This window comes from Streptomyces mesophilus (assembly GCF_011044995.1).
GTDB classification, from domain to species: domain Bacteria; phylum Actinomycetota; class Actinomycetes; order Streptomycetales; family Streptomycetaceae; genus Streptomyces; species Streptomyces mesophilus.
In genome coordinates this window covers 1-5,859 of sequence record NZ_JAAKZW010000348.1, presented here as the reverse complement: position 1 = coordinate 5,859, position 5,859 = coordinate 1, and the positions used below count along the sequence as shown (strand labels likewise).

General features: G+C 73.0%; 5 protein-coding genes. 4 read left to right on the top strand and 1 reads right to left on the bottom strand.

All coding sequences use genetic code 11. From position 1 onward, the window contains the following. The 4 genes from G6045_RS38745 to G6045_RS38730 all read left to right on the top strand — a co-directional run. The coding region (locus G6045_RS38745) for a hypothetical protein (RefSeq protein ID WP_206344751.1) at positions 1–1,137 on the top strand (1,137 nt) is incomplete at its 5' end. A 98-nt stretch (positions 1,138–1,235) separates the two neighbouring features. Beyond that, positions 1,236–2,000, top strand: coding sequence for a SanA/YdcF family protein (locus G6045_RS38740; protein WP_408056421.1), 765 nt, complete (start codon positions 1,236–1,238; stop codon positions 1,998–2,000). 241 nt (positions 2,001–2,241) lie between these two features. Beyond that, positions 2,242–3,009 carry a glucose 1-dehydrogenase gene (locus tag G6045_RS38735; RefSeq protein ID WP_165336936.1) on the top strand — a complete coding sequence of 256 codons (768 nt, stop codon included), beginning with the start codon at positions 2,242–2,244 and terminating at the stop codon, positions 3,007–3,009. Between the two features lie 205 nt (positions 3,010–3,214). Further along, positions 3,215–5,458: a molybdopterin oxidoreductase family protein gene (locus tag G6045_RS38730; protein ID WP_165336935.1), complete on the top strand. Its 2,244-nt coding sequence runs from the start codon at positions 3,215–3,217 to the stop codon at positions 5,456–5,458. Here the strand turns inward: G6045_RS38730 and G6045_RS38725 are convergent. Continuing rightward, positions 5,439–5,859 (bottom strand): gamma-glutamylcyclotransferase family protein (locus tag G6045_RS38725; RefSeq protein ID WP_408056420.1); only part of this gene is annotated, 421 nt, incomplete at its 5' end. The two genes, G6045_RS38730 and G6045_RS38725, sit on opposite strands and share 20 nt — an antisense overlap.

Sequence of the window (5,859 nt, the reverse complement as noted above, 5' to 3'; positions counted from 1 at the left end):
GTTCAGGGGTTCATGGGGAAGTTCGTCTATCTGCTGTACGGCGCGCTCACTTGGGGCGTGCGGCTGTGCGCGGCCGGGACCTGGGCCGCCGTCTCGGTCGCCGGGATCCTGGTGCTCGGCAGCCTGAGCGGCCCGCCTCCGCTTGACGGGGCGCTGGCCTGGGGCTGGGTGGCGGCGGTGTGCGCGGTGGGGCGGCCCGTTCTGCTGTGGGTACGCAAGGGCGTGGACGAGGTGTCCTGGCGCTGGCCGTATGTGCCGAAGCCGGTGTCCGTGCCCGCGCGCGTCTCGCTGGCCAAGCGGGGCGAGCATGACAAGGACGCAGAGGACGCAGAGGACACAGAGGACACAGAGGACGCAGAGGAAGCCGAGTACAAGGCCATGCTGCGGGAGCAATGGTGGCCGCAGGAGGAGCCGCAAGGTCCGCTCAGCTCGCCGGTCTGGGTGAAGCTGCGGCGATGCCTCGCGCTGATACCGGTCGCCATCACCACCACGGCCGTCTTCGGGCTGCTCGGGTCCGGGCTGAACGAGGACGGGCTGGTCGCGCGGATGCAGCAGGAGGGCGCCGTCGCGGCCGTCGGCACCGTGGCCGAGAAGCCGCGCGACGTCACGGAGGACCGCGACAGCGACGGCGTGCTCCACGGTTACAGCGCGGATCTGGTGCTCCAAGTGCCGGACGCCGACGGGCCGTTGCGGGCCCGCCATGCCTATACGGCGGGGAAGCCGGAGCGGGGCGACCGGATCGAGCTGCTGTGGGCGCCAGGTCAGCCGGGGTGGGGTGCGTATGTCGACGAGACGGACGAGGTGGCGGCGCGCGCGCAGCCGCGCTGGGAGCTGTTCCCCGCGCGTGGGCCGGGCGAGAACAACCTGTTCCTGCTGATCCTCCTGTTCGTCGTCACGCTCGCCTTCGGCCTGCCGCTCACGCTGGCCGCGGAGGACGACGACCTGCACGAACAGGCCTGGGCGCCGTGGGCGCAGACGGTGTACGGGGCGATCGTGGCCGGGGTGTTCCTGTTGCAGCGGCCGGTGCTCCTGGGGACGGGCGTGCCGGACAACATCGTGCTGACGCTCGCGACGGGAGCGTGTTTTCTCGTACCGCTCTTTCTGCAGATCCTCTATGGAGTACGGACCCTTCGCTGATCGCAGTCGCGGACCGAACCCGGGCGAATCGGCCGGCGGGGAACCAAGGTGCCGCTACTGGCGTAGATCAAGGGGTAAGGGCGACAACGGGGGTGGGAATGCGGATTCCGGGTGCCGGCCGGATGGCCGCGGCGGTGCGTGCGGTGCCGGTGCGGCTGGCAGCGGTGCGGGCGGGTCTCGGCGCGCTGGGGGCGCGGGTGCTGAGGGCGCTGCGCACGCGGCGCGGACAGCGGCGGGCGCTGCAGACGCTGATGCTGGGGTGCGTGCTCGCGCTGCTGCCGTCGACGTGGATGCACGCCGCCGCGGCCGGACGGGTCGGGGATGTGGCGCAGGCGCCGAAGACGCCGGTCGCCGTGGTGTTCGGGGCCGGCCTGTGGGACGGGGAGCCCTCGCCGTATCTGGCGCATCGGCTGGACGCGGCCGCGGAGTTGTACCGGTCGGGCCGGATCGAGGTCGTCCTGGTCACCGGGGACAACAGTCGGGTGGAGTACGACGAGCCGGACGCGATGCGCCGCTATCTGACCGAGCGCGGGGTGCCCGACCGGCGGATCGTCAGCGACTATGCGGGGTTCGACACATGGGACTCCTGTGTCCGCGCGAAGAAGATCTTCGGGGTGGACCGGGCCGTGCTGATCAGCCAGGACTTCCATATCCGCAGGGCCGTCGCGCTGTGCGAGCGGGCGGGCGTCGCGTCGTACGGAGTCGGGGTGGCCGAGCCGCACGACGCGACCTGGTACTTCGGCGGCATACGGGAGTTGCTCGCGTCCGGGAAGGGGGCGCGCGACGCGGTGCTCGGGCGGGATCCGCGGTTCCTCGGGGAGCGGGAGGACGGGGTGCGGCGGGCTCTCGGGACGCAGCGCTGACCGCGCGCTCCACGGTCTCCGGGCCCGTGGCCGGCCCCTGACATCCAGCCCGCGGCCCCGGCGCCGACATCCGCCCGCCACTCTGCCGCTGACATCTGCCCGCCACCGCGCCGCTGACTTTTCGCGCGACCGCTGGGAGACTGGCGCGGCCCGCGCCCATATGCCTAACAGTCATACGGGAAGGGCCGGTTGGGCGTCGGAGACGCGGCGTCACCGCGGGAGTCGAAGCGGAGGTAGGCGCATGGCTGCGGAGTTGAGCGGCAAGGTCGTGATCGTGACGGGTGGTGCCCGGGGGCTCGGTGCCGCCACCGCCGAGGCGGTCGTGGCCGGCGGCGGCAGGGTCCTGATCACCGACGTACTGGAGAAGGAAGGCGCCGACACGGCGGCTTCGCTCGGGGACGAGGCGCGCTTCCTGCGGCACGACGTGACGAGCGAGGCGGACTGGCGGGCGGCTTTCGACCACGCGGTCGCGGCGTTCGGGCGGGTGGACGGTCTTGTCAACAACGCCGGGGTCGCGACGGGCGAGTTGCTCGAGAACGAGTCCGTGGACCACTTCCGGCAGGTGATCGAGGTCAACCTGGTCGGCGTGTTCATCGGTCTGCGCACCGCGATACCCGTCCTGCGCGAGCTCGGCGGCGGCTCGATCGTGAACATCTCCTCGGCGGCCGGCCTCACCGGTCTGCCGCTCACCGCGGGGTACGGGGCGTCGAAGTGGGGCGTGCGGGGGCTGACGAAAATCGGGGCGGTCGAGCTGGCCGAGGCCGGTATCCGGGTCAACTCGGTGCACCCGGGTATGACCTACACCCCCATGACCGCGGGTCTCGGGATCCAGCCCGGCGAGGGCGGCTACCCGGGCACCCCGATGGGCCGGGTCGGCGTACCGGAGGAGATCGCCTCGGCGGTGGCGTTCCTGCTCTCCGACGCGGCGGCGTACATGACGGGAGCGGAGCTGGCGGTGGACGGCGGCTGGACGGCGGGACCCACGGTCCGCGCGCTGACGGCCCGGTGAGCCGAGCGCTCAGCACGCTGACGGCCCGGTGAGCCGAGCGCTCAGCCCCCGGCCGGCGCCCCTGCGGAAGGCCGAGCGAACGCCTGGGCGCAAGCCCCCGCGAAAGGCACCCTCACCACCTCGCCCCCACCCCGCTGAGCCCGCCGTACCCGGTACGTAACGCCGACGGGTGCGGGGCGTAACACCGGCGTCGCACGCTGGGCGTATGCCGAACCTCGCACCGTCCGACACCGCCCCGCCGACCCTCACGCACTGTCCGTACTGCGCGCTGCAGTGCGGCATGGGTCTTGCCGTGGACGGCGGGCGCGTGGAGGTGGTCGAGCGGGCGGACTTCCCCGTGAACCGGGGCGCTCTGTGCGGCAAGGGGCGGACCGCTCCCGCACTGCTCGATCGCGCGGCACGGCTGACCGAGCCGCTGGTCAGGGATCCGGAGACGGGTGAGCTCGCGCCCGCGAGCTGGGACGAGGCGCTCGGGGTGATCGCCGGCCGGTTGCAGGGGACCCGGGACGAGCACGGGGCGGACGCCGTCGCGGTGTTCGGGGGCGGCGGGCTGACCAACGAGAAGGCGTACGCCCTTGGAAAGTTCGCGCGGGTCGTGCTCGGCACCTCGCAGATCGACTACAACGGGCGTTTCTGCATGTCATCGGCCGCGGCGGCGGGGCGCAAGGCGTTCGGGGTCGACCGGGGGCTGCCGTTCCCGCTGGAGGACATTCCGCGTACGGGGTGTGTCATTCTCGTCGGCTCGAATCTCGCCGAGACGATGCCGCCCGCCCTGCGCTACTTCACCGAGCTCAGGGAGAACGGCGGCACGCTGATCGTGATCGATCCGCGCCGCACCAAGACCGCCGAGCAGGCGGATCTGCATCTGGCTCCGCGCCCGGGCACGGATCTCGCCCTGGCGCTCGGGATGCTGCATCTGGTGGTGACCCAGGGGCGTACCGACGAGGCGTTCATCGCCGAGCGGACCACCGGCTGGGAGGGCGCCCGCCCCGCGGTGATGGCGCACTGGCCCGAGCTCGTCGAGCGGATCACCGGGGTGCCGGTGCCTCAACTGCGGCGCGCGGTGGAGATGTTCTGCGCGCCCGAGAACGCGATGGTGCTCACCGCGCGCGGGCCCGAGCAGCAGGCGAAGGGCACGGACACGGTGGGCGCATGGATCAACCTGTGCCTGGCGACGGGCCGCGCGGGCCGTCCACTGTCGGGCTACGGCTGTCTGACGGGCCAGGGGAACGGGCAGGGCGGCCGTGAACACGGCCAGAAGGCCGACCAATTGCCGGGCTACCGCGACCTTGCCGATCCCGCGGCCCGCGCGCATGTCGCCGAGGTGTGGGGCGTCGCGCCCGAGTCGCTGCCCCGGCCGGGGCGCAGCGCGTACGAGCTGCTCGACGCGCTCGGCGGTGACATCAAGTCCCTGATCCTGATGGCCTCCAACCCGGTCGTCTCCGCGCCGCGCGCCGCGCACATCGAGGAGCGGCTGCGTTCGCTCGACTTCCTCGCCGTGGCCGATGTGGTGCTCTCCGAGACGGCGGCGCTCGCCGATGTGGTGCTGCCGGTGACGCAGTGGGCCGAGGAGACGGGCACGCTCACCAATCTGGAGGGCCGTGTGCTGCTGCGGCGGCGCGCGGTGACGGCGCCTTCAGGGGTACGGAGCGATCTGGACGTACTGAGTGAACTCGCCGCGCGGCTCGGGGTGGAGAAGGGGTTCCCGACCGATCCCGAAGAGGTCTTCGAGGAACTGCGGCGGGCGAGCGCGGGCGGCGCGGCGGACTACTCGGGGATCACCTATCGGCGGCTCGTCGAGGAGGACGGGGTGTTCTGGCCCTGTCCTGAGAACGGGGAGACCGGGACGGTCGACCCCATGGACGGTGCCGTCCCGGGGGGCGGCACCGCCCCGAAGTCCACGAAGGCTCCGGACGGCGCCGCCCCCGGGCCCGCCAAGACGCCGGGCGCCCAACACCCGGGCACCCCCCGCCTGTTCCTCGACCGCTTCGCCACCCCCGACGGCCGCGCCCGCTTCGCCGCGGTGACGCACCGGCCGGCCGCCGAGGAGACGGACGCCGAGTACCCGGTGGTGCTGACCACGGGGCGCGTGCTCGCCCAGTACCAGTCGGGCGCCCAGACCCGCCGCGTACCGGAGCTGAACGCGGCCGCCCCGGGGCCCTTCGTCCAGCTGCATCCGCGGCTCGCGGACCGGATCGGGGTCGGTGAGGGCGACCCGGTCGCGGTGGTCTCGCGCCGGGGCAGGGCCGTGGCCCCGGCGCGGATCACCACGGGGATACGGGCGGACACGGTGTTCATGCCGTTCCACTGGGCGGGCGAGGGCCGGGCCAACACCCTCACCAACCCGGCCCTCGACCCGACCTCCCGTATGCCGGAGTTCAAGGTCTGCGCCGTACGCCTGGAGCCCGCCGCGCACCGGGCCGACGAGGTCAACTCCGCACCCGCGTAAGCCAGTCGCCGCCCCGCAGCACCTGGCCCGCGGCCCGCAGCCGCGCCGCGACCGCGGGCGCCGCCACGTACACCCAGACCCGCACCGGCCCCGTGGCCGTCTCGACGGTGCGGGCCACGCGCTCGTAGTCGTTGTCCGGGTCGCCGGGGACGTAGTCCTCCAAGCGGTCGAGCAGCGCGAGGAGTTGGGGATACTCCTGCGGGGCCGGCGTCACGATCTCGCCGTGGACCGTGCCGGTGCCGGGGCTCTCGATCGCGTACGGGTAGCCCGGGCCCTCGTACAGCTCCGCCCCCACCCAGCGCGCCGGTTCGGCGGCGACGATCCGGCCCTGTAGAAACCGCCGGTGGTTGTACTCACCCGGCCGCAGCGTCCCGTACACGAAGAACGGCAGTATCTCCGGC